The organism is Streptomyces sp. NPDC004788, from assembly GCF_053601115.1.
In genome coordinates, this window is the sequence record NZ_JBSGBF010000011.1 from 15,045 (window position 1) to 39,006 (window position 23,962).

The window sequence follows — 23,962 nt, forward strand, 5'->3', positions numbered from 1 at the left end:
CTACGCTCCAGAGCACTTGACCAGCAGCAGTGCAGCTCACGGAAGGTCCACCATGTCGAAGCGCGTGCTTACGACCGAGTCCGGCGCCCCCGTCGCCGACAACCAGAACTCCGCCACCGCCGGCGTCGGTGGCCCCATCCTGCTCCAGGACCAGCACCTGCTGGAGAAGCTCGCGCGCTTCAACCGTGAGCGCATTCCGGAGCGCGTGGTGCACGCCCGCGGCTCCGGCGCGTACGGCTACTTCGAGGTGACCGACGACGTCACGGCCTACACGAAGGCCGCCTTCCTCTCCGAGGTCGGCAAGAAGACCGAGACGTTCCTGCGCTTCTCCACCGTGGCCGACTCGCTCGGTGGCGCGGACGCGGTCCGTGACCCGCGCGGCTTCGCGCTCAAGTTCTACACCGAAGAGGGCAACTACGACCTCGTCGGCAACAACACCCCGGTGTTCTTCATCAAGGACCCGATCAAGTTCCCCGACTTCATCCACTCCCAGAAGCGCGACCCGTTCACGGGCAAGCAGGAGGCGGACAACGTCTGGGACTTCTGGGCCCACGCCCCCGAGGCGACCCACCAGATCACCTGGCTCTTCGGCGACCGCGGCATCCCGGCCTCGTACCGCCACATGAACGGCTACGGCTCGCACACCTACCAGTGGACCAACGAGGCGGGCGAGGCCTTCTTCGTCAAGTACCACTTCAAGACGAACCAGGGCATCCGCTCGCTCTCCGCCGAGCAGGCCGCCGAGCTGGTCGGCAAGGACGCCAACTCGCACCAGACCGACCTGCTGCAGTCCATCGAGCGCGGTGTGAACCCGTCCTGGACCCTCTACGTCCAGATCATGCCGGCCGCCGAGGCCGCGGACTACCGCTTCAACCCGTTCGACCTCACCAAGGTGTGGCCGCACGCCGACTACCCGCTGCAGCGTGTGGGCCGCCTGGTCCTCGACCGCAACCCGGACAACGTCTTCGCCGAGGTCGAGCAGGCCGCCTTCTCCCCGAACAACTTCGTGCCGGGCATCGGCCCCTCGCCGGACAAGATGCTCCAGGGCCGTCTCTTCGCCTACGCGGACGCCCACCGCTACCGCCTCGGCGTCAACCACACCCAGCTGCCGGTCAACGCCCCCAAGGCGACCACGGCCGACAACTACGGCCGCGACGGCTTCATGGCCACCCGCAACGGCTCGCGCCACGACAAGAACTACGAGCCCAACTCGTACTCGGGCCCGGCGCAGACCGACAACGCGCTCTCCGCGCCGCTCGCCATCCACGGCTGGACCGGCACCCACGCGGCCCCGGAGCACGTCAAGGACGACGACTTCTTCCAGGCCGGTGAGCTCTACCGCCTGATGTCCGAGGACGAGAAGTCCCGTCTGGTGTCCAACATCGCCGGCAGCCTCTCCCAGGTCGCCCGCGAGGACATCATCGAGAAGAACCTCGCCCACTTCGCCGCCGCCGACGCCGAGTACGGCCGGCGCGTCGAGGAGGCCGTCCGCGCCCTGCGCGAGGACTGAGCCTCGACTCCAAGGCTGCGTACGGCACCTGACGGGAGGTCAGTGCCGTGCGCGGTCCGGCTCGCCGGCCCGGATGAGGGGTGGTCGTCGAGCCGGACAGCGTGAGGACCGCGGTGGCGCCGAGCCAGTGCGGTGGTAAGGACCCGCGGCTCCCCTTCTTGACCTGAAGGAAGGGGACCCGGCCGCGGCGTCCGTCGGTGCCACCGCGGTCCCAACGCACCCCCTTCTCGCACGGAAGGGGGCCAGACTCCGCCCGGCGGCGCGAACGTCCTGTCGCGCCAGCCTCGCACCGTCGGGCGGTCACCACGTCGCGCAGCGCGGTTTACGGTCCCGCGCTGGGCGTTCGAAGACCAGGGTCTGACCCATGCACAGAGGGTCAGGCCCTGGTCCTTTTCGTGTCTGCGTACGTGCGGTACGCATAGGCCGCCCGCCCCGCCGCGTCCGTGTCCGCCGCCGCGCGGACGAGACCCTCGACGAGACCGTGGTCGGGCGACAGCCGGCAGGCCGGGTCGGTGCGGGCCCCGTCACCGGTCAGCGCGTACGCCTGGCAGCGGCAGCCGCCGAAGTCCTCCGCGCGGCGCGGGCAGCTGCGGCACGGCTCCCGCATCCAGTCGGTGCCGCGGTACCGGCCGAAGGCCGCCGAGTGCTCCCAGATCCAGGCGAGCGGCCGGGTCAGCACACTGGGGGCGTCGAGCCCGGGCAGCGTCGCCGCCGCCGGACACGGCAGGACGGTGCCGTCGGGGGTGACGGTGAGCGAGACCCGTCCCCAGCCGCCCATGCAGGGTTTGGGCACTCCCCCGAAGTGGTCGGACGCCACCCACACCAGCTCGGTGCGCCCGGCGAGGCGTGACCGCCACCGGCGCACCCGCTCCGCCGCCCGGGCCAGCTGCGCCGGGCTCGGCAGGAGCGCGGCACGGTTGCGCAGCGCCCAGCCGTAGTACTGCGCGTTGGCCAGCTCGATCCGGTCCGCGCCCCAGGCGAGGCCCAGTTCCACCAGGGCGTCGACGGCGTCGAGGTTGGCCCGGTGCAGCACCACGTTGAGGCCGAGCGGCAGGCCCGCCTCCCGCACCAGCGCCGCGGCCCGCTCCTTCGCCTCGTACGACCGGCGCCCGGCGATCCGGTCGGAGGCCGGCGCCTCGGCGTGCTGCACCGACAGCTGTACGCCACGCAGCCCGGCCGCCGTCAGGCCGGCCAGCCGCTCCTCGTCCAGGCCCAGACCGCTGGTGACGAGCTGGGTGTGGACGCCCGCCGATTCGGCGGCCTCGACGATCTCCGCCAGATCCGTGCGCAACAGCGGTTCCCCACCGGACAGATGGGTCTGTACGACACCGAGGTCGGCGGCCTGCCGCAGCACGTCCCGCCACTGGGCGGTGCCGAGCTCGCGCGAACGACCGGTCAGCTCCAGCGGGTTGGAGCAGTACGGGCAGCGCAGCGGACACAGATGGGTCAGCTCGGCGAGCAGCGCCCAGGGCCGTGGCACGCGCTCGCCCGCCGTCACCGCAGCCAGCCCTCGGCCCGCAGCCGGTCCAGGAACTCGGGGACCTCCTCGGCCACCGGGGCTCCTGGGAACCGTGCCGTCAGCTCGGCGAGGATCCCGGGCACCGTGCGCCGGCCGTCGCAGAGGCCGAGGACGCCGGCGGCCGCGCCGTGCAGCACGGCCACGCGTTCGGGCTTGACGAGCAGATCGGTGCCGCGCACGCGGTCGGGCCGCAGCACGACCGCCGGGGCGAGCACGGGACGCCAGCTCATCGCGCGTCCCACGAGACCGCGCCCGAGCCCGCGCCCGAGCCCGCGCCCGAGCCCGCCGCCGGGGGCGAGGGCGAGGGCGAGGGCGCGTGGTCGACGGCGTCGAGCAGCGACCACAGGACCTGGCACTTGAAGGCGAGCGCGGCGACCGCCCGGTCCTGTCCGGCCCGGTCGCGCGCCCAGTCCAGGACCAGCCGCAGCGCCTCGTCGCCGGCCTGCCGGCCCTGGTGGACGCGGTCCCGGAAGTAGGCGAGCCCGCTGCTGCGGACCCAGGGGTAGTGCCGCTCGAAGGCCGCCGTGCGGCGCCGCATGAGGTCCGGGGCGGACAGCTCGGTGAGCGAGGCCGCGACGGCGTCCAGGGCCGGGCGGTGCCGGCAGAAGTTCACGTACCCGTCGACGGCGAACCGCACCCCGGGCAGGACCTCCCGGCCGGCGAGCAGCCCGGCCCGGTCGAGACCGGCGGCCTCGCCGAGCCGCAGCCAGCGCTCGATGCCGCCCTCGTCGACCGTGCGTCCCCCCTCCGTGCGTCCGTCCTGTTCCTCCACCCGGCGCGCCCATGCACGGCGCAGCTCCGGCGTGTCGAACTTGGCCATGATCAGCGCGTCCTTGACGGGGATGTGGCGCTGGTAGTGGAAGCGGTTGGTGATCCAGCGCCTCACCTCGTCATGGCTCAACTCACCTTCGTGCATGCGCACGTTGAAGGGGTGACGGTCGTGGTAGCGGCGCTCGACGACGTCACGGAGCCGTTCCTCGAACTCGGCCCTCCCCCACGGCTCGGCCGCGTCGACTCCGGTCTCCGAGAGGGTCACAGCACGATCTCCGTTCCGTCGGCGGCCACTTCGATGCCCAGCCGGATGAGCTCCTTGTGCTGCGGCGCGTCGGGGTCGACCAGGGGATTGGTGTTGTTCAGATGGGTGTAGAGGCGGCGGCCCGGCAGGCCGGCGAGCCGCCGGGCCGTGCCGTTCGGCCCGGTGATCGGCAGATGGCCCATGGCCGTCGCGGTGCGGTCCGAGCAGCCCGTCGCGCGCGGTTCCTCGTCGTCCCAGAAGGTGCCGTCGACGATCACGCAGTCGGCCTCGGCGACGGCGGCCTGGAAGGCGTCCGGCCAGGAGCCGAGCGCGGGCGCGTACAGGAGGGTCCGCCCGGTGGCGCGATCGGTGAGGCGCAGAGCCACCACCCAGGCCCCGGGGCCGGCCGGCTGCGGGGACAAGGCCGCGTAGCGGGGGCGTTTGCCGGAGACGGGCACGGCACCGACGTGGACGGTGGAGCCGGGCAGGAGCGGTGCGTCCGGGCTGTCCGGGCCACACGGGCCACACGGGCCACCCAGGTCATCCCGGCCGCCCAGGCCACCCCGGCCGCCCAGGCCACCCGGACTGCCCGGACTGCCCGGGCTGCCTGACAGCGGAAGCCGGCGCCATGTCACATCGGCGTAAGCGGCGAGGAGTTCGCCCAGGCCCTGCCGGTCCCGTACCGCGTCCCGTACCGGGTCGGCGGCGATCACCTCGAACCGTTCGGCCTCGCGGAGCCGGGCCAGGCCGAGGGTGTGGTCGAGCTCGGCGTCGGTCAGGACCACTCCGGCGAGCGGCGTCCGCCGCGGGTCGGTGCCGGGGCGCGGGTGCAGCGCCGGGCAGCGTTCGATCTGGTCCGCGATGTCCGGGGTCGCGTTGATCACGTACCAGCGTCCCGGAGCCGCCTCGACGGCGAGCGAGGCGTGCCGGCGGCGGCGCTCGGGGTGGGCGCGCGCGCCGGCGCAGCCGTGGCAGGCGCAGTTCCACTGGGGCACGCCTCCGCCGGCCGCGGTGCCGAGCACCTTGAGCAGCATGTCCGGCGGGCGTCAGCGGGTGGCCTGGGAGTACCCGGTCACTTCGAGCGCGGTCTCGACGTTCGTGTGGCCGGGAGTCCGCCAGGCCGCCTCCGCCGGATGCGCGGTCCGTCCGGGCTCTCCCGGATCCTGGGTGGTGTCCGGGTCCACGGGCGCGTCCGGGGTCATGGCTCGTTCCGCTGCCGGTTCCGGGCGGTCTCCGGCCGCCGTCCGCGAGCTGTTCACCATGAGCACGTCCTGCCCTTCGCCGATCGGATGGGAGGGGGTCCTCGCCTCAGCGTCGGCCGCCGCGGGCGGCCGGGCAAGCGGGGTCGGCCGGTCGGGTGTCCCGCCGCCGTGCGCCCGGCGGCCGCGCGGTGAGGACCAGCGCCAGGTTGACCGCGAGCGAGCCGGCCGCGAGCAGGGTCATCGCCGTGGCGGGCGAGGTGAGCTGGGCGAGCGCGCCCGCGAGGGCGGCGCCGAGGCCCTGGAGCGCGAGCATGCCCGAGGTGTGCAGGCCGAGCGCGTGGCCGCTCAGCTCGTCGGGGAGGAGGGCCGTGAGGCGTTCCTGGTAGAGGAGGCTCGCGCTGTAGCCGACGGCGGACACGGTGACGGCGGCCACGGCGAGGGCCGGTCCGGGGCGGAGGACGAAGAGCAGGTACGGGGCCGCGAGCAGGGCCTGGAGGGGTGCGGCGAGCCTGGCCCGCCACGCCGCCGGCACGAACCGGCCCACCACCGTGTCCCCGGCCAGCATCCCGGCCGCGGCGCAGGCGAAGAGCAGGCCGGCGCGCTCGGGGGCGTACGGGACGAAGAGCGACTCGCAGCCGACGACGAGCCCGTTGGGCACCCAGAGCGCCAGATAGGTGTGGCGGCGCGGGCGCGAGGCCCACAGCCGGGCGTTGGTCCGCCAGGTCGCGGCGGCGGAGGCCCGGCCGGTGGCGCGCGGGGCGCGCCGGGAGAGACCGGCGCGGGCGGCGATCGCCCCGAGGACGTGGAGCGCGGCGCCGGCGAGCAGGGTGCCGCGGGGTGAGAGCAGCGCGAGCAGCAGGCCGCCGGTCGCGAAGCCTGCGATCTGGCAGACCCCGACGGCCATGTTCATGACGGAGCGGCCGATGAGGTGGCGCTCGCGCGGCAGGATCTCGGTGAGCAGGCCGTAGCGGACGCCGCCGCCGACGGAGCCGGCGAGGCCCTGGAGGAAGAGGACCGCGAAGGCGGCGGCGACGGGGAGGCCGGGGACCGCCTGGACGGCGGTACCGGCCGCGAAGACGAGCGCGAGGGCCGTGAGCGCGGCGCGCGGCGGCAGCCGGTCGGCGGCGGAGAGCAGTGTGGTGGCGCCGACGAGCTGGGCGAGGGCCGGGCCGAACATGGCGAGGGCGGAGAGCAGCGGTGAGCCGGTGGCACGGAAGACGAGGGTGGCGAGGCCGAGGCCGGAGAGGGTCTGGGCGGCCACCTGGGCGGAGCTCGCGAGGAAGAGCGGCGTGAACTCGGGCGTGCGGAGGACGTCGCGGTAGCGGGGGCTGTTGCCGGAACCGTTGCGGCGGCTGTTGCGGGAGCCGTTGTCGGGGCTGTTGCGGGGGCCGTCGTGGGGGCTGTTGCGGGGCATGCGCCGGAGTCTCGGGCAGGTCCGCGCCGCCACGATATTGTTTCGCGCCTGGGCGAAACCACAGGGGCGGGGAGGCATGCCGTGGGCTGGTGGCGGATCGGTACGGACTCGCTCGCCGGCAGCCGGTTCGTCGTCTCGCCGCTCGCCGAGACGGTGGCGGCCCTGCGGACCCTGCACGAGGGGTGCGGCGCCCACCCGGGCGAGCGCGCCTGGCTGGCCGCCCACCTGTCGGCGTACCGCGGCCGTCTCGCAGCCGAGCCGCTGGACGCGCTGCTCGTCCGGGCGGCGATCGGGCCGACCTGGAGCGCGGACTTCCTGACGCCGACGCCACTGGGCGAGGGCGAGCGCTCCTTCGAGGAGGAGGTCACGGCGGTCCGGAAGACCGAACCCGGCTCCGCCGTACCGCAGTTGGAGGTCGCGCTCGGCGGCCCCGTACCGGCGCCGCTGCGCTCGGCGCCGGACCTGCCGCACCGGCTCGCGACGGTCCTGGAGTGGGTGTGGCGCGAGACCGTGCTGCCGGACTGGCCGCGCCGGCGCCGGGTCCTGGAGGCGGACATCACGGCGCGCACCGCGCGGCTCGGCCGGGACGGCTGGGCGGCGGCGCTCGACGAGCTGTGCCCGGGAAAGCTGCGCTGGCTGGGCGACGGCCGGCTGCAGGTCAACGCCCTCGACTATCCGCCGCGTTCGGTGGAGGGCGGCCGGCTGCTCTTCGTGCCGGTGACGCCGGCGAGGGGCTGGGTGTCGTGGGAGGGCTCGGAGCGGTTCGCGGTGGTGTACCCGTGCGCGGGCGCCCTCGCGGACGGCGGCGGCCCGGCCGTGCCCGAGGCGCTCGGGACGCTGCTCGGCCGGGCGCGCGCCGGGATCCTCGTACGGCTCGAATCCCCGCTGTCGACCAGCCAGTTGGTGGCGCTGACCGGGCAGGGGCTCGGCTCGGTCGGCCGGCATCTGAAGGTGTTGCTGGACGCGGGGCTGGTCCGGCGGCGGCGGGCGGGCCGTTCGGTGCTGTACGACTGGACGGAGGCGGGCGCCGTCCTCGTACGGGCGCAGACGCGATGAGGCCCCCGCCCCGGTGCTCAACGGGGCGAGGGCCTTGTCACGGCAGTCCGATCAGTCCGTCAGGGCTGTTCAGTCCGTCAGGGCTGTTCAGTCCGTCAGGGCTGTTCAGTCCGTAACGGCGGCCTGGTCAGACCTTCAGGGCCTTGATCGCGGTGGGCGCGTGGCCGGGCTCGGTGGCCAGGTCCTCGAACTCGGTGACGTCGCTCATGTCGACCGTCTTGCTCATCGCGATGTTGGTGATGCGCTCCAGGATCGCCTCGACGACGACCGGGACGCGGAACTCGACGGCCATCTTCTTGGCCTGCTCCAGGGCCTCGCCGAGCTTGCTCGGGTCCTCGACGCGGATCGCCTTGACGCCGAGGCCCTCGGCGACCTTGACGTGGTCGACGCCGTAGACGCCGATCTCCGGGGTGTTGATGTTCTCGAACTCGAGGTTGACCTCGAAGTTGATGCCGAGGTTGCCCTGCGCCTGCCGGATCAGACCCAGGTAGGCGTTGTTCACGAGGACGTGGACGTAGGGGACCTTGTGCTGGGCGGCGACCGCCAGCTCCTCGATCATGAACTGGAAGTCGTAGTCGCCGGAGAGCGCGACGACCGGGGTCTCCGGGTCGGCGGTGGCGGCACCGATCGCGGCCGGGATCGTCCAGCCGAGCGGGCCGGCCTGGCCGCAGTTGATCCAGTGACGCGGCTTGTAGACGTGCAGGAACTGCGCGGCGGCGATCTGGGAGAGACCGATGGTGGTGACGTAGCGGGTCTCCGGGCCGAACGCCTTGTTCATCTCCTCGTAGACGCGCTGCGGCTTCATCGGGATGTTGTCGAAGTGCGTACGGCGCTGCAGGGTGGCCTTGCGCTCCTGCGCGGAGGCGGCCCAGGCGGAGAAGTCCGGCAGCTTGCCGGCGGCCTTCCACTCCTTCGCGATCTCGACGAAGAGCTCAAGGGCGACCTTGGCGTCGGAGGCGATGCCGTAGTCCGGGGCGAAGATCTTGCCGATCTGGGTCGGCTCGATGTCGACGTGGACGAACTTGCGGCCCTTGGTGTAGGCCTCCATGTTGTAACCGGTGTGGCGGTTGGCCCAGCGGTTGCCGATGCCGAGGACGAAGTCCGACTCCAGGAAGGTCGCGTTGCCGTAGCGGTGCGCGGTCTGGACGCCGACCATGCCGGCGGCCAACTCGTGGTCGTCCGGGATGGTGCCCCAGCCCATGAGGGTGGAGATGACCGGGATGTTGGTCAGCTCGGCGAACTCGACCAGCAGGTCGGAGGCGTCGGCGTTGATGATGCCGCCGCCGGCGACGATCAGCGGGCGCTCGGACTCCAGGAGGAAGTTCAGGGCCTTCTCGGCCTGGGCGCGGGTCGCGGACGGCTTGTAGACCGGCAGCGGCTCGTACGTCTCCGGGTCGAAGTCGATCTCGGTCAGCTGGACGTCGATCGGCAGGTCGATGAGGACCGGGCCGGGACGGCCGGAGCGCATCAGGTGGAAGGCCTGCTGGAAGACGCCGGGGACCTGCGCGGCCTCCAGGACGGTGGTCGCGGCCTTGGTGACGGGCTTGGCGATCGAGGCGATGTCGACGGCCTGGAAGTCCTCCTTGTGGAGCTTCGAGACCGGGGCCTGGCCGGTGATGCACAGGATCGGGATCGAGTCGGCGATGGCCGAGTACAGGCCGGTGATCATGTCGGTGCCGGCGGGGCCGGACGTACCGATGCAGACGCCGATGTTGCCGGCCTTGGCGCGGGTGTAACCCTCGGCCATGTGGGAGGCGCCCTCGACGTGGCGGGCCAGGGTGTGGCTGATGCCGCCGACGTTCTTGAGCTCGCGGTAGAAGGGGTTGATCGCCGCACCGGGCACGCCGAACGCGTTGGTGACGCCTTCGCGCTTGAGGATCTCAACGGCCGCTGCTGCGGCGGTCATACGAGGCATGGGAGTGCTCCCTCTCCGGGGCCTTGACGGCTTGTTTCCATAATGCGGAAGTACTGTTCTGCTATACGGAAGCAATGTAGGTGGGGGTGTGGAGAGGCGTCAAGAGACGTCCACGCCGGTGACATGCCAGAGGCATGCCACGGCGGGGGCGGGGCGGGGGCGTGATGGCCGAAGTGCCTCCCTCGGGGGTCCGGATTGGTGGACTATGGGGACGCACGACGCAGAGGGGGTTCGCAAGTGGGTGAGTCGGTCCAGGTGCGCTGTCCGGAATGCCTCCGCACACTCCGGTACGCGGCGCCCGCCTTCCCCTGCGCCTGCGGCACCCCGGTCGCGCCACCGGTGGTCCCGGGCGCCGCCGCCGAACCGATCACGCACCGCAACTGGTCGGACGAGTGGGTCACGGTCCGTTGCACCGCCTGCGCCCGCACCTCGGACTGGCCCCACCCGGAGGTCGGCTGCCCGTGCGGGGCGGTACTGCGGGTGGCGGTACGGGACGCGGCGGGGCCGGCGGGGTGGGGCGCGGCGGAGGGCAACGCGGCGGAGCTGGATGTGGCCGGACGGGATGTGGCCAGGCGGGACGCGACGGAAGGGGCGGGGGACGGGGCGCGGGCGGTACGGGAGCCGGGCGGCGGCCCGGGTACCGGGGCGAGCGGCGCGGCGGGCGCCGGGGCGGACGCCGGGCCTGGTGGCCGGCCCGGCGGCGCCGAGGCCGGCGTGGGGCCCGTGACAGGACCGGCGGCCGCCGACCAGTCGGACGCGCCCGCGCAGGACTCCCCCCGGCCCACCGGGGCTGCCGGCTCCCAACCCTCCCCCGGCTCCCACCCCTCCCCCGGTTCCCACCCCTCCCCCGGCTCGCCTGCCTCCCCCGGCTCCTTCGCGCGTCGCCATCCCTCGCCGCTGCCGCCGCTGCCGGCGCACCCGGGGCGGGCGGAGGCCGGCGCCTCGCCGCGCACGGCGTTCCGCCCGGTCACGATCCGGACCACCCGGGACGCGGTGGCGGCCTCGGCCGGGTATCTGCGCTGGCTGGGCTTCCGGGACGTGGTCCAGCCGGAGGAGCGGTCGGCGTCGGCCGTCGACCTGCGCGCGCCCGGGCTCGTCGCCCAGGTGGATCCGAGCACCCGGCCGACCGGGCTGCGGGCGGTGGAGTGCCTGTGGCTGAACGGGCTCAGCAACGCGGCGGTGAGCGTCTACTTCTCGCTGGCCGGCTACACGCCCGAGGCCCACGATCGCGCCGAGGGTCTTGGCGTCCCGCTCTTCGTGCTCGACCTGACGGGCACGCCGCAGCCGGTCAACGGCCCGGCCGGTGAGCTCCTCGCGGCCGGAGCGCCGTGATCCGCGTCGGCCCCGTGGCTCCGTGAGTATTTCGGCCATTCGTACGTGACGACCGCCCCAACCCCGGGCACAACATCCTCGGGGGGTGAACACCATGACAACGGGGATGTGGTGGTTCCTTGTGGCGGCAGGGGTCCAACTGGTCCTGGCGGGCCTGCTGTTGCGAACCCGCAGCCAGGAGCGCCCGGAGCTGGCTCCGGAAGCGCTCGCGCTGCTGCGGGGCGGACCGCGCGCCGCCGTGATCGTGGCGCTCGTCGCGCTGCACCAGCGCGGGGCGGTGGCGGCGGGCCGCCGGGGCACGGTTCGCGCCAACGGCGGGGCCGGCCGCACCCGCGACCCGCTCCAGCTGGGCGTGCACCGCTCGCTGCAGCGGGCCCTCGCGCTGCGGGTCCTGGCCGGACGGCCGAAGGCCCGGCAGGCACTCGACGCGCTGCGCGCGGAGCTCGGCAGAAGCGGCCTGCTGCGCCCGCCGGGGCGGCTCCGGGCGGCCCGGGTGCTGCTGGTCTGCGTGCCGGTCACGGTCGGCATCGGCCTCTTCGCGACGGCGCCGACGACAGGCGACCCCCTGCCCTCCCTGCTCGCGCTGGCGCTCGGCGCGGTACCGGTCCTCGCCGCCGCGGCCCTCCTCTGCGTCCCGCCCACCACCCGCGCCGCACGCCGCCTCCTGGCGAACCTCCGCGCCCGACACCCCCTGCCCGCCCACCGCCGCGAGGTCACCGACGCGAAGGACGTACTCCTGTACGTGGCCCTCTACGGCGACCCGGCCCTCACCCTCTTCCTGCCCCACTTCTCCCGCGACGGCGGCCTGCTACGCCGCCACCACAACCGCGACGACGGCTACGCGACGGGCCGCGGCTGGAACCCGGACAACGGCCCGAGCTGCCCGGGCGGCATGCCGGACTGAGGCAGAGGGGCGGAGGGGCGGACGGGAAGGCTTGAGGCCCGTACCCGGCAGCCCGGCGGCCAGGGGGCTCCGGGGCGGGCCGCCAAGGCCCGGGCCGAGGCGGGAGGCCCAGGCCGGGGGCCAGGCCCAGGGCGGGCCGAGGCGGAGGCCGGGGACGGAGTGCGGGGCCGAGACCGGGGCCCAAGGCCCGGGCCGAGCCGGAGGCCGAGACCGGGGCCCGAGGCCCGGCCCGGCTCGGCCCAGCCCTTCAGACCGTCTCCGGCCCCGCGTCCACCCCCGCCGCGCCATACTGGCGTATGCGCATCCGAGTGGCCGAAGCGGCCGAACTCCCTCTGCTCCAGGACATCGAACGCGCCGCGGGTGAGGCGTTCCGCGCTCTCGGGATGGGGGAGATCGCCGACGACGAACCCCTGCCGCTGGACGTCCTGGAGGGCTATCGCAGCGCGGGCCGGGCGTGGGTGGCGGTGGAGGAGACGGGCGGGCGGCCCGTCGCGTATCTGCTGGCCGACACGGTGGACGGCGCCGCGCACATCGAGCAGGTCTCGGTGCACCCGGACGCGGCCGGGCGGGGCGTCGGGCGGGCGCTCATCGAGCACCTCGCGGCCGCCGCGCGGGAGCAGGGCCTGAGCGCGCTGACCCTGACGACCTTCGCCGACGTCCCCTGGAACGCCCCGTACTACACGCGGCTCGGCTTCCGTCGCCTCGACGAGGGCGATCCCGCGCTCACCGAGGGCCTGCGCGAGATCAGCCTGGCCGAGGCGGCCCACGGTCTGGCCGCCTGGCCCCGCGTCTGCATGCGCCGCGAGGTGGCGGCGGTCCGCGTCAGCGCTCCGCCGTCCCGTACCGCTCCCGGAGTTCCACCTTCCGTACCTTCCCGCTGACCGTCATCGGGAACTCGGCCAGGATCTCCACCCGGCGCGGGATCTTGTAGTGCGCGAGGCGGTCCCGGCAGAAGGCCGTGATCTCCTCCAGGGTCGGCGGGTCGGCCGGGTCGCGCGGGATCACGCAGGCCAGGATCTCCTCGCCGTACCGCTCGTCGGGGACGCCGACGACCTGCACGTCGGCGATCTTGGCGTGGCCGTAGAGGAACTCCTCGATCTCCCGCGGATACACGTTCTCACCGCCGCGGATGATCATGTCCTTGATGCGGCCGACGATCTGGACGTAGCCGTCCTCGCGCATCACGGCCAGGTCGCCGGTGTGCATCCAGCGGCCGGCGTCGATCGCCTCCGCCGTCTTCGCGGGCTCGTCCCAGTAGCCGAGCATCACGCTGTAGCCGCGGGTGCACAGCTCGCCGGCCGTGCCGCGCGGGACGGTGAGGCCGGTCGCCGGGTCGGTGATCTTCACCTCGACGTGTGGCATGACCCGGCCGACGGTGCCGGTGCGCCGCTCCAGGTCGTCGTCGCGGCGGGTCTGGGTGGAGACCGGGGAGGTCTCCGTCATGCCGTAACAGATCGACACCTCGGCCATGTTCATCTCGGCGACCACCCGCTTCATCACCTCCACCGGGCACGGCGAGCCCGCCATGATGCCGGTGCGGAGCGTGGAGAGGTCGTACGAGGCGAAGTCGGGCAGGTTGAGCTCGGCGATGAACATCGTCGGCACCCCGTAGAGCGAGGTGCAGCGCTCCTCCTGCACCGCGCGCAGGGTGGCGGCCGGGTCGAAGGACGCGGCCGGGATCACCATGCAGGCGCCGTGCGAGGTGGCGGCGAGGTTGCCCATCACCATGCCGAAGCAGTGGTAGAAGGGCACCGGGATGCAGATCCGGTCCTGCTCGGTGTAGGCGATCATCTCGCCAACGAAATAACCGTTGTTGAGGATGTTGTGGTGGGAGAGGGTGGCGCCCTTGGGGAAGCCGGTGGTGCCCGAGGTGTACTGGATGTTGACCGGCTCGTCGCAGGAGAGCCCGGCCGGGACCACACCCTCCGGAGCGGTACGGCCCAGGAGTTCGTCCCAGCTCGCGTCGCCGAAGTAGACGGCCTCCCGCAACTCCGGGCAGCTGCCGCGCACTTGCTCGACCATCGCCCGGTAGTCGCTCGTCTTGTGGCTGAGCGAGGCGAAGAGCAGCGTGATGCCGGCCTGCCGGAGCACGTACTCCAACTCGTGGGCGCGGTAGGCCGGGTTGATGTTGACCATGACGGCTCCGATGCGGGCGGTGGCGTACTGGACGAGCACCCACTCGGCGCAGTTGACCGCCCAGATGCCGACCCGGTCGCCCTTGCGCACCCCGCTGCCGAGCAGCGCGTCGGCCAGCCGGTCGACGTCGGCGCCGAACCGCGCGTACGTCCAGCGCCGTCCCGTCGGGACGTCGACCAGGGCCTCGCGCTCGGGCCAGGTGGCGACGGCGCGGTCGAGGTTGGCGCCGATGGTGTCGCCGAGGAGGGGCGTGTCGGACACCCCGTGCGCGTACGAGAGTTCCGACAGGCCCGCGGTCCCGGTCGTCATGCCAGGTCTCCTTCCACGTACTCGGTGCCCGTCTGGCCGTCCGCCGTGAGCTTGCGCAGCTCGACGCGGCGGATCTTGCCGGAGACCGTCTTCGGCAGGTCGGCGAACTCGATGCGGCGGATCCGCTTGTACGGCGCGAGGACCTCGCGTGAGTGCGCGAACAGCGCCTTGGCGGTGTCGGGGCCCGGCTCCCAGCCGGCCGCGAGGACCACGTACGCCTTGGGGACGGCGAGCCGCAGCGGGTCGGGGGCGGGGACGACGGCGGCCTCGGCGACGGCCTCGTGTTCGAGCAGGGCGCTTTCCAGCTCGAAGGGCGAGATCTTGTAGTCGCTGGCCTTGAAGACGTCGTCGGCGCGGCCGATGTACGTGATGTAGCCGTCCGCGTCGCGTGCGCCGATGTCACCGGTGCGGTAGTAGCCGCCGGCCATGGCCTCGGCCGTACGCTCCGGGTCGCCGTGGTAGCCGGTCATCAGGCCCACCGGGTTCGCGGCGAGGTCCAGGCAGATCTCGCCCTCCTCGACGTCGGGCGTGCCGCTGACCGGATCGACGAGGGTGACGCGGAAGCCGGGGCTGGGCCGGCCCATCGAGCCCTCCTTGAGCCGCTGGCCGGGGCTGTTGGAGACCTGCACGGCGGTCTCGGTCTGGCCGAAGCCGTCGCGGATGGTGACGCCCCAGGCGCGCCGGACGCTCTCGATGACCTCGGGGTTGAGCGGCTCGCCGGCGGCGACGACCTCGCGCGGCGGGGTGGCGAGCTGCCCGAGGTCGGCCTGGATCAGCATGCGCCAGACGGTCGGCGGGGCGCAGAAGCTGGTGACGCCGTGCCGGTCCATCTCGGCCATCAGACGGGCCGGGTCGAAGCGGCTGTAGTTGTGGATGAAGACGGTCGCCTCGGCGTTCCACGGGGCGAAGAGGTTGGACCAGGCGTGCTTGGCCCAGCCGGGCGAGGAGATGTTGAGGTGGACGTCGCCGGGCTTGAGGCCGATCCAGAACATGGTGGCGAGGTGGCCGACGGGGTACGAGGTGTGGGTGTGCTCGACGAGCTTGGGGCGGGCGGTGGTGCCGGAGGTGAAGTAGAGCATCAGGGTGTCGTCGGCCGAGGTGACGCCGTCGGGCTCGAAGACCGGCGACTCGGCGTAGGCGTGCTCGTAGGCGAGCCAGCCGGTGCCGGTGCCGGTGCCGGTGTCCGCGCCGGTGCCGTCGCCCGCGCCACTTCCGTCGCCGCCGGTCTTCCCGTCGGGCTCGCCGCCGACCGCGATCCTGGTGTAGTCGCCGGGCACGTCGTCGAACTTGGCGGCGTCCTCGGCCCGTACCAGCACGTGCCGGGCCCGCCCGCGGTCGACGCGGTCGCGCAGGTCGGCGGGGCCGAGCAGCGGGGTGGCGGGGATGACGACGGCGCGCAGCTTCATCGCGGCGAGCATGGTCTCCCACAGCTCGACCTGGTTGCCGAGCATGACGATCATCCGGTCGCCGGCCCGCACGCCCTGGGCGCGCAGCCAGTTCGCGACCCGGTCGGACCGGTCGGACATCTCGGCGAAGCTCAGCTTCGTCTCCTGCCCGTCCTCCTCGACGATGTGCAGGGCGGTGCGGTCGTTGCCCGCGGCGATGACGTCGAACCATTCGAGCGCCCAGTTGAACCGGTCGGGGCGGGGCCAGGCGAAACCGGCGTACGCCGTCTCGTAGTCCTCCCGGTGCTGGAGCAGGAAGTCGCGGGCGGCCCGGAACCTCTCCGTCGCCTCCGTCGCGCTCGTCGTGGTCATGCGTCCTCCTCGTGGCGGGACCGATCCGTTGCGGGACCGGCCTCGGACATCGTGTAATCAGTGACCCAGGTCTCACTACCCCCGTTCGGGGGTGAAGGCCGCGACGAAGGAGAACAACGTGCCGGAGCAGGCCCCTGAGCACGCCATGGCCCATGTCTCCGAGCGCGTCCCGGGGCACGTGTCGGCACCCGTCCCGGAAACGGCCGAATCGGCGGAGCTGCGCGACGCCCTGTTGCGGCTGCGCCGCGCCACGGGGCTCCAGGTGGCGTTCGGCGGGCTGCTCCACGACGGCTCCGCGATGCGGATCGCGGAGCTGCACGGCGCGGTGACGCCGGCCCTGCGCGGCCTCGCCATCTCGACCGGCTCCGGCCTCGGCGGCAAGTGCCTGGCCCTGTCCCGGCCGTGCGCGGTCACCGACTACGCCTCGGCCCGGCACATCACGCACGAGTACGACGGCCCGGTCTCCGCGGAGGGGCTGCGCTCGGTGATCGCGGTGCCCGTCGTCGTACGCCGAAAGGTACGGGGTGTCCTGTACGGGGCGCTGCGCGACGCCCTGCCCATCGGCGAGCGCGTCTTCGACGCGGCGGTCGCGGCGGCGCGCGACGTGGAGCAGGCGCTCGCCGTACAGGACGAGGTGCGCCGGCTCATGGCCGAGCGCGAGGAGATGCGGCAGGCGTACGGGGAGCTGCGCGAGCTCGCGCCGAAGGTGGCAGACCCGGAGCTGCGGGAACGCCTGTGGGCGGTGTGCGGGCGCCTGGAGAACGCCTCCGGCGCCGCCGACCGGCGGTCCTCCGGGGTCACGCTCACCCCGCGCGAGACGGACGTCCTGGCGGCGGTGGCGTCGGGGGCGACGAACGCGGCCGTGGCGGAGCGGCTCGGGCTGCGCCCGGAGACGGTGAAGGGCTATCTGCGCTCGGCGATGCGGAAGCTGGGGGCGCACACGCGCCTGGAGGCGGTGGTGGCGGCGCGCCGGGCGGGGGCGCTGCCCTAAGGGGACACTGCCCTGGGGAACGCAGCCTCGGGGACGCCGCCCCGCGGGGGCGCAGCCCTCGGGGACGCTGCCCGGGGGGGGACGCCGCCCTGGGAGGTGGAGGCCGGCGCGGCTGCCCTACGCAGCCGCGTACCGGATCTCGTACGGGATGTCCTCGGGGGCGAGCAGGCGCAGGGTTCGCTCGGCCTCGGCGGTGAGTGCCGCGCGCTCGGCCTTGGTGAGCCGGGTGAAGGCCTCGACGGTCATGACGGTGCGCTCCCTGCCCTCCTCCAGGTGCCAGATCCCGGCGAGGAAGCCGTCGAGGAGGAAGACGCGGTGGGCCTGGTTGCCGGTCCACGTGCGGGTGCGGTGGTCGGCGGGCACGACCCGGGTGCGGTCGGCGTGGGAGAGCAGCAGGTTGTCGTACTCGGGCAGGAAGCGGGGCGGCGCGGGAGTGTCGGCGTCGGGGCGCGGGGCGTCGGGGAGGTCGAAGAGCTCGGTGCCGCGCTCGTCGCGGAAGACGAGGAGGTCCGGCCGCAGCCGCTCGAAGGCGGGGCGGAGTCGGGTGAGCCCGCACCAGGTCTGCATGTCCTTGACGGAGGCGGGGCCGAAGGCGCGGAGGTAGCGCAGGACGGTGAGGTCGAGGTCCGCGGCGCCGGACTCACCGGACTCGCTGGACCCACCGGACCCACCGGACTCGCTGGACCCACCGGACCCACCGGACCCACCGGACCCACCGGACTCGCTGGACCCACCGGATTCCTCCCTCTCGCCGAACCAGTGGGTGGCGCTCGTGAGGGCCACCTGCCCGCTCCTCCTCCACAGCCCGCGCGGCGTGACCTGGACCATCGGCAGCAGGCAGCGGGCGGCGATGCCGAGGGCCTGCGGGTCGGCGTCGGGCCACTCCGCCCCGAGGTGCTCGCGCAGTTCCTTGGGGGTGCGGGGCCGCTCGTCGACGTAGGCGGCGGTCAGTTCGGTGAGCCGGTCGAGGTCGACGCCGGTGAGCCCCTTGCGGAACATCTTCAGCTCGCGGTCGACGGCTCCGTCCTGGACGAGCCGGCGGAGGGGGACGGCGTCGGCGGCGGTGTGGGTGTGGACGGTGGAGCGGAGCGAGACGATCCTGGCGACCCGGCGGGACTCCATCAGCCGGGACAGCTCCTCGGGCCGGAAGCCGTCGAGGCGGGCGGCGAGCGCGTAGTACGGGGGCTTGGTGTTCTGCGCCTGGAGGCCGACGAGGTGGTGGGCGGCCTCCTCGGCGCCGAGCGGGGCGGGGCACAGCAGGAGCTGGCGGTCGAGGGTGGCGCGGTTGAGGGCGCGGGTGGAGAGGAGCGGAGGCGTCGTCTTGGGGGCCATGGACGGCACGCTAACGCCGATCGAGGTCAGATCCTGTCCGCCTGGGCGGCCGCATCGACCCGGCGCCGCGGCAGGAATGTCGGCACGATGGCCCGATTTCCACCCGTATATCCTGCGAACCCGGGAGATCCCCCGACTTTCCAGGAGGCCCGAGCGATGACCGACCGCCGCCCGAGCACGGCCCGGCACCACGCCGCCGAGCCGCCCGCGGATCCCGGACCCGACCGGCCGAGCGTGGTCCAGGCGACCCTGTACCGCGACGGCCGCCACGTCTCCTCCCCGGCCACCCTCGCGGAGACCTTCCGCCAGCTGCGCGAGCATCCCGACGGCATGGCCTGGATCGGCCTGCACCGCCCGACCGCGGCCGAACTCCACTCCCTCGCCGCCGAGTTCGACCTGCACGAGCTCGCCGTCGAGGACGCGATGGAGGCCCACCAGCGCCCCAAGCTCGAACGCTACGGCGACACCCTCTTCGTCGTCCTGCGCGCCGCCCGCTACCTCGACGCCCCGGAGGAGGTGGACTTCGGCGAACTGCACGTCTTCGTCGGCCCCGACTTCCTCATCACGGTCCGCCACGGCGCCGCCCCGGACCTCTCCGCCGTCCGCCGCCGCATGGAACAGACCCCCGAACTCCTCGCCCTCGGCCCCGAGGCCGTCCTCTACGCCATCCTCGACGCGGTCGTCGACGGCTACGCCCCGGTCGTCGCCGGCGTCCAGAACGACATCGACGAGATCGAGACCGAGGTCTTCGGCGGCGACCCCGCGGTCTCCCGCCGCATCTACGAACTCTCCCGCGAAATGGTCGAGTTCCAGCGCGCCACCCGCCCCCTGGTCGGCATGCTCCACGGCCTCATGGCCGGTTTCGCCAAATACGGCACCGACGAGGAACTCCAGCGCTATCTCCGCGACGTCGCCGACCACGTCACGCACACCAGCGAACGCGTCGACGGCTTCCGTCAGGCCCTCACCGAGATCCTCACGGTCAACGCCACCCTGGTCACCCAGCAACAGAACGCGGAGATGCGGGCGTTGGCGGAGGCGGGTTTCGAGCAGAACGAGGAGATCAAGAAGATCTCAAGCTGGGCGGCCATTCTCTTCGCCCCCACACTGGTGGGAACCATTTACGGCATGAACTTCGACTCCATGCCGGAGCTGCGCTGGGGCCTCGGATACCCCTTCGCCATCGGCTTGATGGGGGTGGTGTGCGTCAGTCTGTACGTGATCTTCAAGCGGAGAGGCTGGCTGTAGGGGGCAAAAGCTCCCTGGTCGTGGTCGCGTCCAGGGAGCCTTCGGGGGGATCGGCCGTTCTCGGTGAAGAGGTCAGAGCTCGATCCACTCGGTGGAGGTGGTGACCTCCTTCAGGACGTCGGGGAGCGGCTCGATGCCGAGGCCCGGGCCCGTGGGGACGTCGAGGTGGCCGTCCGCCAGGACGAACGGCTTCGTGATGTCCGTGGCGAAGTAACGGTGGGAGCCCGAGGTGTCGCCGGGGAGGGTGAAGCCGGGGAGGGCCGCCAGGGCGATGTTGGCGGCGCGGCCGATGCCGGTCTCCAGCATGCCGCCGCACCAGACCGGGACGCCGTGGGCGCGGGCGATGTCGTGGATGCGGCGGGCTTCGAGGTAGCCGCCGACGCGGGCCGGCTTGATGTTGATGATCGAGCAGGCGCCCAGCGAGATGGCCGCGGCGGCGTCGGCGGCGGACTCGATGGACTCGTCCAGGCAGATCGGGGTGCGCAGCAGTCTGGCGAGCTGGGCGTGCTGGACCATGTCGTCGTTGGCGAGGGGCTGTTCGATCAGCAGGAGGCCGAAGTCGTCGAGCTTGGCGAGCTGTTGTGCGTCGACCAGGGTGTAGGCGGCGTTGGCGTCCACCTGGAGGAGGAGGTCGTCGCCGAAGCGCTCGCGGACGGCGCGGACCGGCTCGACGTCCCAGCCGGGTTCGATCTTCAGCTTGATCCGGACATAGCCCTCGGCGACGTATCCCTCCACCGCGTCGAGGAGTTCGGGTATCGACTCCATGATGCCGACGGAGACACCGCAGGGGACGCGGTCGCGCGCCGCACCGAGGTGATCGCCGAAGGACTCGCCCGCCAGTTGGAGCTGGGCGTCGAGGACCGCTGTCTCCAGCACCGACTTGGCCATGTGGTGGCCCGTGAACGGTTCGAGCGCGCGCCCGACGGACGCCGCGTCCACCCGGTTCCCGGACAGGGCCGGGACGAGGAAGCGGCGCAGGACGTCCTGTGCTCCGTCGACGTACTCGGAGCAGTAGCGGGGCTCGGACATGGCCGCGCACTCCGCCCAGCCCTCGACTCCGTCGGAGGTGACGACACGGACGAGCAGGACGTCACGGCTGGTCTCGACGCCGAAGGAGGTCCGGAACGGGGCGACGAGCGGCATCGCGATGCGGCGCAGTTCGACGCCGGAGATCGTGGTCTTCATGTGCGGGTGGCTCCTGGGGCGTTGGTCAGGGGGTGGTGCGGTGGATGACGTAGCTGCGGCGGTCGTGGAGGCCGGCGACGCGGGCTCCCTCGGCGAGCAGGCCGCCGAGGGTGTGCCGTACGGCCAGCCGCCAGTCGCGGGCGGCGCCCGGGTCGGTGCGGCGCAGGGACTCGATGTCGTCGGGAAGGTCGATGAGGACGGTGTGGGCGTCGGTCGGGCCGATCACGGGGCGGCCGTCGTCGTTGCGGACACCACGGGCGACGTCGGCGGGCAGGTCGAAGGTGTACGGCCCCGCGGGCGCGGTCAGGTCCCAGGCGGTCAGGACGCGGTCGGACTCGTCGCCGCCGTTGATCGCGTCGTCCATGGCGCCGTAGAAGGACCGCAGGTACTCCTCGGGGCGGGCGCCGAGCTTGACGAGGTTGAAGTAGGCGTTGCGGCGTATCAGCGGGTCGTAGGTCCAGGTGATGCGCCCCAGTCCGCGGGCGAGGGCCCATTGGCGCTGGTGCAGTTTGAGGGCGAGGCCGATGCCGCGGCCCTGGGAGGCGCCCGTGATGTGGGAGTGCAGGGTGGTGCCGACGGGGTCGCCGTAGAAGCCGACGGAGGCGCCGACCAGGCGGCCCTGCTCGTAGGCGCCGGCCACGTAGTTGCCCGCGTGGGACAGGGCGCGCATCACCTCGGCGGAGACGGGCGGGCTGTCGGCGGCCGTGCCCCATATGCCGGCGTAGAGGCGGCTGACGGTGTCGAGGTCCTCCATGGCGTGGAGTTCCCGGACGTCGAGTGCGGTCACCGCATCGCTCCGACGAGGTGGGCCAGGAGCCGGGCGCGGGCCGGCATCGTGGCGGTGACGACGTGCTCGTGGTCGGCGTGGGCGCCGTCGCCGACGGCGCCGAGGCCGTCGAGGGTGGGGCAGCCGACTCCGGCGGTGTAGTTGCCGTCGGAGGCGCCGCCGACGGCCGCCTGCCGCAGGGGGCCGAGGCCGAGTCGCGTGGCGATGTCGCCGGCCAGGGCGAAGAGCCCGCGTGCGGCGTCGGGGTCCAGGGGCGGCCGGTTGGGGCCGCCGGTGATGTTCAGGCGCGCGTCGGGCAGTTCGGGCCGCAGGGTCCTGATCAGCTGGTCGACAGCGTCCTGGGCTGCGGCGCTGGGGACGCGTACGTCCACGCTGAGGTCGGCGCGGGCGGGAACGGTGTTGTTCGCGGTGCCCGCCGAGGCAAGCGTGGGGGTGACCGTCGTCCCCGGCCCGGTCTCGGCGGTCACCGTGTCGGCGATCCGGCTGAGGGCGAGGATCTGGTGGGCGAGTTCGGTCGCCGCGTTGATGCCCTTCTCGGGTTCGAGCCCGGAGTGGGCGGCGCGGCCGTGGACCGTGATGTCGTAGAGGGAGACGCCTTTGCGGCCGGTCTTGAGTGCGCCTCCGGGTGCGGAGGGCTCCAGGACGAAGGTGGCCGTGCACTGACGCGCCAGGTCCTCGATGAGCGGGCGGGAGGTGTCCGAGCCGACCTCCTCGTCGCCCGTGACGAGGACGCACACCCCGTCGAGGGAGGGCAGGGCGGCCAGTGCGTGGAACATCTGGACCAGGCCGGCCTTCATGTCGAAGACGCCGGGACCGCGGGCGATGCCCTGCTCCACCGACCAGGGGTGGGTCTTGAGGGAGCCGATCGGCCAGACGGTGTCGTGGTGGCCCAGGAGCAGGACGCGCGGGGTTCCGAAGGTCCACTGGACGTGCGTGACGCCGTCGGTCACGAGCGTCTCCGGGCGGGCGCCGAGCAGTCGGCCGCCCTGCTCGGCGACCACCCGCGCGCTGCGGGCCACAGCGGCGTGGTCGGCGGAGTACGACTCGCAGGTGACGAGCTCTTCGAGGTCGGCGAGCATGGCGTCGAGCTCGGGTACGGGGGCGGACGCGTGGTCCGCTCGCAGGGGGTGGGGTTCTTGGTCAACCGGCACGGTGGTTCCTCCAGGTGGGGATGACCGCCACGCTAGGCAGGCCGGACACGGCCCGGTTGGTGGCGCGGTGACAACCTGGGCGCCCGATTCGTACCGGGGACCCAATGGCCGTGGAACGGCCGGTGCCCGGCGGTTCGTACGACCCGCCGGGCACCGCGGCAGCGTCGGCTGTCAGCCCATGTGCTTGGTCATGAGTTGCCGCATGTTCCCGCCGAGGATCTTCAGGATGTCCGTTTCCGGCAGTCCTCGACGGAGGAGTGCCTCGGTCACCAGGGGCATTCCGGCAAGGCCTTCGAGGCCGGGGAAGTCGAACATCGGGTCCTCGTCGTCGAGGTTCTCGCAGCAGGGCGGGGTGACGTCCGTCATGACCTCGCGTACGAAGTCCGAGCCGAGGCCGACGTGGTCGATCCCCGCGACGGAGACGATGTGCTCGATGTGGTCGACGATCCGGTCGGTGCTCACCTTGGCCTGGTCGTCGGTGAGGAAGTCCGGTACGAAGTTCACGCACACCACACCGCCCGTGGCTGCCACGCCGCGGATCTGTTCGTCGGTGAGGTTGCGGTGGTGGTCGCGCAGGGCGCGGGCGCAGGAGTGGGTGGCGATCAGCGGCCGGGTGGCCAGCTCCAGGACGTGGGCGACGCCGCTCGCTCCCAGGTGGGAGATGTCGAAGAGCATCCCGAGGCGTTCCATCTCCCGCAGCGCCTCGACGCCGGGCACCGTGAGCCGGCTTCCGGTGGCGTCCTCGCGGCTGCCGTCCGCGAGCGGGGTGCGTCCCCAGTGGGCGATAGAGGCCATCCGAACGCCCAGCCGGAAGAGGGTGGGGAAGAGTTCGACGGAGGCGTCGATGCCGGGGGCGCTCTCCAGAGCGAGGACCAGGGCGATCCTGCCCTCGGCGAGGGCCGCGTCGATGTCGTCGCCGTTCAGGCACAGCGCGACCTGGTCGGCGTTGGCCTCGGCGAGGACGTGGGCGCACTCGATCATGCGGAGGGTCTGCCGGAGCGCGCCCTCGGGGCGGTACTGGTCGTCGATGAAGACGGGCAGGACCTGGATGTCGATGCCGCCCTCGCGCAGCTGGGGCAGCCATCGTTCGCGGAAGAAGGCACCCCAGCGCTTCGGGGGGCGGGCTGCGACGGCCATGAGGAGGTCGTTGTGCGCGTCGGCGACGACGGCGCGGTGGTGGAGGTCGTGGGACACGACGG

Annotated in this window: 21 protein-coding genes; 7 read left to right on the top strand and 14 right to left on the bottom strand. The window is 73.0% G+C overall.

The features are described 5' to 3' along the window. Positions 1–52: 52 nt before the first annotated feature. Entirely contained in the window at positions 53–1,510 is a 1,458-nt protein-coding gene (locus ACWEJX_RS07790) for a catalase (protein ID WP_451606635.1), read from the top strand. Positions 1,511–1,886: 376 nt separating this feature from the next. On the opposite strand, the gene pqqE is transcribed toward ACWEJX_RS07790, so the two are convergent. The 6 genes from pqqE to ACWEJX_RS07820 form a co-directional block, all read right to left on the bottom strand. Continuing rightward, the gene (pqqE, locus tag ACWEJX_RS07795; RefSeq protein WP_451606636.1) at positions 1,887–2,990 is read right to left on the bottom strand and encodes a pyrroloquinoline quinone biosynthesis protein PqqE; all 1,104 of its coding nucleotides are present in this window, start codon (positions 2,988–2,990) and stop codon (positions 1,887–1,889) included. Positions 2,991–3,004: 14 nt separating this feature from the next. Further along, positions 3,005–3,259, bottom strand: a complete 255-nt coding sequence (gene pqqD / locus ACWEJX_RS07800) for a pyrroloquinoline quinone biosynthesis peptide chaperone PqqD (protein ID WP_451606637.1) — start codon at positions 3,257–3,259, stop codon at positions 3,005–3,007. Then, positions 3,256–4,065 carry a pyrroloquinoline-quinone synthase PqqC gene (pqqC, locus tag ACWEJX_RS07805; RefSeq protein WP_451606638.1) on the bottom strand — a complete coding sequence of 270 codons (810 nt, stop codon included), beginning with the start codon at positions 4,063–4,065 and terminating at the stop codon, positions 3,256–3,258. Before pqqC ends, pqqD begins: the two co-directional genes overlap by 4 nt. Beyond that, on the bottom strand, positions 4,062–5,078 hold the full coding sequence (locus tag ACWEJX_RS07810) for an MBL fold metallo-hydrolase (RefSeq protein WP_451606639.1): 1,017 nt from the start codon (positions 5,076–5,078) through the stop codon (positions 4,062–4,064). The genes pqqC and ACWEJX_RS07810 overlap by 4 nt, the downstream gene beginning before the upstream one ends. A 12-nt stretch (positions 5,079–5,090) precedes the next feature. Then, a complete protein-coding gene (locus ACWEJX_RS07815) occupies positions 5,091–5,246 on the bottom strand; it encodes a pyrroloquinoline quinone precursor peptide PqqA (RefSeq protein WP_451606640.1) in 156 nt (51 codons plus the stop codon). Between the two features lie 106 nt (positions 5,247–5,352). Continuing rightward, positions 5,353–6,660 carry an MFS transporter gene (locus ACWEJX_RS07820; protein ID WP_451606641.1) on the bottom strand — a complete coding sequence of 436 codons (1,308 nt, stop codon included), beginning with the start codon at positions 6,658–6,660 and terminating at the stop codon, positions 5,353–5,355. Positions 6,661–6,741: 81 nt separating this feature from the next. Here ACWEJX_RS07820 and ACWEJX_RS07825 point away from each other — a divergent pair, with 81 nt between their 5' ends. Next, the gene (locus tag ACWEJX_RS07825) at positions 6,742–7,716 is read left to right on the top strand and encodes an ArsR family transcriptional regulator (protein WP_451606642.1); all 975 of its coding nucleotides are present in this window, start codon (positions 6,742–6,744) and stop codon (positions 7,714–7,716) included. Between the two features lie 127 nt (positions 7,717–7,843). On the opposite strand, the gene gcl is transcribed toward ACWEJX_RS07825, so the two are convergent. Then, the gene (gene gcl / locus ACWEJX_RS07830; RefSeq protein WP_451606643.1) at positions 7,844–9,631 is read right to left on the bottom strand and encodes a glyoxylate carboligase; all 1,788 of its coding nucleotides are present in this window, start codon (positions 9,629–9,631) and stop codon (positions 7,844–7,846) included. Positions 9,632–9,868: 237 nt separating this feature from the next. Between gcl and ACWEJX_RS07835 the strand changes: the two genes are divergently transcribed. The 3 genes from ACWEJX_RS07835 (at position 9,869) to ACWEJX_RS07845 (ending at position 12,748) form a co-directional block, all read left to right on the top strand. Next, positions 9,869–10,963 (top strand): hypothetical protein, encoded by a 1,095-nt coding sequence (locus tag ACWEJX_RS07835; protein WP_451606644.1) that lies wholly within the window; start codon positions 9,869–9,871, stop codon positions 10,961–10,963. Positions 10,964–11,057: 94 nt separating this feature from the next. After that, positions 11,058–11,867, top strand: a complete 810-nt coding sequence (locus tag ACWEJX_RS07840; RefSeq protein ID WP_451606704.1) for a TIGR04222 domain-containing membrane protein — start codon at positions 11,058–11,060, stop codon at positions 11,865–11,867. 296 nt (positions 11,868–12,163) lie between these two features. After that, complete coding sequence (locus tag ACWEJX_RS07845; RefSeq protein WP_451606645.1) at positions 12,164–12,748, top strand: GNAT family N-acetyltransferase; 585 nt, start codon at positions 12,164–12,166, stop codon at positions 12,746–12,748. Here the strand turns inward: ACWEJX_RS07845 and ACWEJX_RS07850 are convergent. Further along, positions 12,690–14,312 carry an AMP-binding protein gene (locus tag ACWEJX_RS07850; protein WP_451606646.1) on the bottom strand — a complete coding sequence of 541 codons (1,623 nt, stop codon included), beginning with the start codon at positions 14,310–14,312 and terminating at the stop codon, positions 12,690–12,692. The two genes, ACWEJX_RS07845 and ACWEJX_RS07850, sit on opposite strands and share 59 nt — an antisense overlap. Beyond that, positions 14,309–16,069 carry an AMP-binding protein gene (locus ACWEJX_RS07855; RefSeq protein ID WP_451606647.1) on the bottom strand — a complete coding sequence of 587 codons (1,761 nt, stop codon included), beginning with the start codon at positions 16,067–16,069 and terminating at the stop codon, positions 14,309–14,311. The genes ACWEJX_RS07850 and ACWEJX_RS07855 overlap by 4 nt, the downstream gene beginning before the upstream one ends. Positions 16,070–16,214: 145 nt before the next feature. Between ACWEJX_RS07855 and ACWEJX_RS07860 the strand changes: the two genes are divergently transcribed. After that, positions 16,215–17,060, top strand: a complete 846-nt coding sequence (locus tag ACWEJX_RS07860; RefSeq protein ID WP_451606705.1) for a helix-turn-helix transcriptional regulator — start codon at positions 16,215–16,217, stop codon at positions 17,058–17,060. Positions 17,061–17,177: 117 nt separating this feature from the next. Here the strand turns inward: ACWEJX_RS07860 and ACWEJX_RS07865 are convergent, their stop codons facing one another. Continuing rightward, positions 17,178–18,392 (bottom strand): winged helix DNA-binding domain-containing protein, encoded by a 1,215-nt coding sequence (locus ACWEJX_RS07865; protein ID WP_451606648.1) that lies wholly within the window; start codon positions 18,390–18,392, stop codon positions 17,178–17,180. Between the two features lie 156 nt (positions 18,393–18,548). Between ACWEJX_RS07865 and ACWEJX_RS07870 the strand changes: the two genes are divergently transcribed. Then, a complete protein-coding gene (locus ACWEJX_RS07870; RefSeq protein WP_451606649.1) occupies positions 18,549–19,640 on the top strand; it encodes a magnesium and cobalt transport protein CorA in 1,092 nt (363 codons plus the stop codon). Positions 19,641–19,712: 72 nt separating this feature from the next. Here the strand turns inward: ACWEJX_RS07870 and menC are convergent, their stop codons facing one another. The 4 genes from menC to ACWEJX_RS07890 form a co-directional block, all read right to left on the bottom strand. Continuing rightward, positions 19,713–20,825, bottom strand: a complete 1,113-nt coding sequence (gene menC, locus ACWEJX_RS07875) for an o-succinylbenzoate synthase (RefSeq protein ID WP_451606650.1) — start codon at positions 20,823–20,825, stop codon at positions 19,713–19,715. A 25-nt stretch (positions 20,826–20,850) separates the two neighbouring features. After that, positions 20,851–21,612, bottom strand: coding sequence for a GNAT family N-acetyltransferase (locus tag ACWEJX_RS07880; RefSeq protein ID WP_451606651.1), 762 nt, complete (start codon positions 21,610–21,612; stop codon positions 20,851–20,853). Beyond that, complete coding sequence (locus ACWEJX_RS07885) at positions 21,609–22,691, bottom strand: M20 family metallopeptidase (protein ID WP_451606706.1); 1,083 nt, start codon at positions 22,689–22,691, stop codon at positions 21,609–21,611. The genes ACWEJX_RS07880 and ACWEJX_RS07885 overlap by 4 nt, the downstream gene beginning before the upstream one ends. A 243-nt stretch (positions 22,692–22,934) precedes the next feature. After that, positions 22,935–23,957 (bottom strand): dipeptidase, encoded by a 1,023-nt coding sequence (locus tag ACWEJX_RS07890; protein WP_451606652.1) that lies wholly within the window; start codon positions 23,955–23,957, stop codon positions 22,935–22,937. Positions 23,958–23,962 lie beyond the last annotated feature (5 nt).

Excerpts from the sequence above, each read along its gene's own strand:
- ACWEJX_RS07790 (WP_451606635.1), top strand. The coding sequence starts at position 53 with ATGTCGAAGCGCGTGCTTACGACCGAGTCCGGCGCCCCCGTCGCCGAC.
- pqqD (WP_451606637.1), bottom strand. The coding sequence starts at position 3,259 with ATGAGCTGGCGTCCCGTGCTCGCCCCGGCGGTCGTGCTGCGGCCCGAC.
- ACWEJX_RS07810 (WP_451606639.1), bottom strand. The coding sequence starts at position 5,078 with ATGCTGCTCAAGGTGCTCGGCACCGCGGCCGGCGGAGGCGTGCCCCAG.
- ACWEJX_RS07815 (WP_451606640.1), bottom strand. The coding sequence starts at position 5,246 with ATGACCCCGGACGCGCCCGTGGACCCGGACACCACCCAGGATCCGGGA.
- ACWEJX_RS07820 (WP_451606641.1), bottom strand. The coding sequence starts at position 6,660 with ATGCCCCGCAACAGCCCCCACGACGGCCCCCGCAACAGCCCCGACAAC.
- gcl (WP_451606643.1), bottom strand. The coding sequence starts at position 9,631 with ATGCCTCGTATGACCGCCGCAGCAGCGGCCGTTGAGATCCTCAAGCGC.
- ACWEJX_RS07840 (WP_451606704.1), top strand. The coding sequence starts at position 11,058 with ATGACAACGGGGATGTGGTGGTTCCTTGTGGCGGCAGGGGTCCAACTG.
- ACWEJX_RS07845 (WP_451606645.1), top strand. The coding sequence starts at position 12,164 with ATGCGCATCCGAGTGGCCGAAGCGGCCGAACTCCCTCTGCTCCAGGAC.
- ACWEJX_RS07850 (WP_451606646.1), bottom strand. The coding sequence starts at position 14,312 with ATGACGACCGGGACCGCGGGCCTGTCGGAACTCTCGTACGCGCACGGG.
- ACWEJX_RS07855 (WP_451606647.1), bottom strand. The coding sequence starts at position 16,069 with ATGACCACGACGAGCGCGACGGAGGCGACGGAGAGGTTCCGGGCCGCC.
- ACWEJX_RS07860 (WP_451606705.1), top strand. The coding sequence starts at position 16,215 with ATGGCCCATGTCTCCGAGCGCGTCCCGGGGCACGTGTCGGCACCCGTC.
- ACWEJX_RS07865 (WP_451606648.1), bottom strand. The coding sequence starts at position 18,392 with ATGGCCCCCAAGACGACGCCTCCGCTCCTCTCCACCCGCGCCCTCAAC.
- ACWEJX_RS07870 (WP_451606649.1), top strand. The coding sequence starts at position 18,549 with ATGACCGACCGCCGCCCGAGCACGGCCCGGCACCACGCCGCCGAGCCG.
- menC (WP_451606650.1), bottom strand. The coding sequence starts at position 20,825 with ATGAAGACCACGATCTCCGGCGTCGAACTGCGCCGCATCGCGATGCCG.
- ACWEJX_RS07885 (WP_451606706.1), bottom strand. The coding sequence starts at position 22,691 with ATGCTCGCCGACCTCGAAGAGCTCGTCACCTGCGAGTCGTACTCCGCC.